The following is a 255-nucleotide window of genomic DNA, read 5'->3' on the forward strand; positions in this document are numbered from 1 at the left end:
GGAATTTTTACTTAGGCGATACGCTTTGGCTGCCAATAGTAAATAAACTAGGTGATTGGCGTATGTCTCTTGAGCTTAATGGAAAAATCATTGCTGATAAATCATTTAATGTGGCATTAGATCAAGAGAGTACTGAAACAGACTTTTGGAAAACTCGGGGATATTAGTACTTATCTATCTATTAGCCACTTATGAATTATATGGGCTCGGGTAACAATTGAAGTTATCGAGAGATAGCTGTAGAGCTATTTATAA

At 35.3% G+C, this 255-nt stretch carries 1 protein-coding gene; it reads left to right on the forward strand.

Translation table 11 applies throughout. The features are described 5' to 3' along the window. Positions 1-167, forward strand: a 167-nt coding sequence (locus V6260_RS18570) for a DUF3859 domain-containing protein (protein WP_341595570.1), incomplete at its 5' end; no start/stop codon positions are given. Positions 168-255 lie beyond the last annotated feature (88 nt).

This window comes from Pseudoalteromonas aliena (genome assembly GCF_038155085.1).
GTDB lineage: Bacteria > Pseudomonadota > Gammaproteobacteria > Enterobacterales > Alteromonadaceae > Pseudoalteromonas > Pseudoalteromonas aliena_A.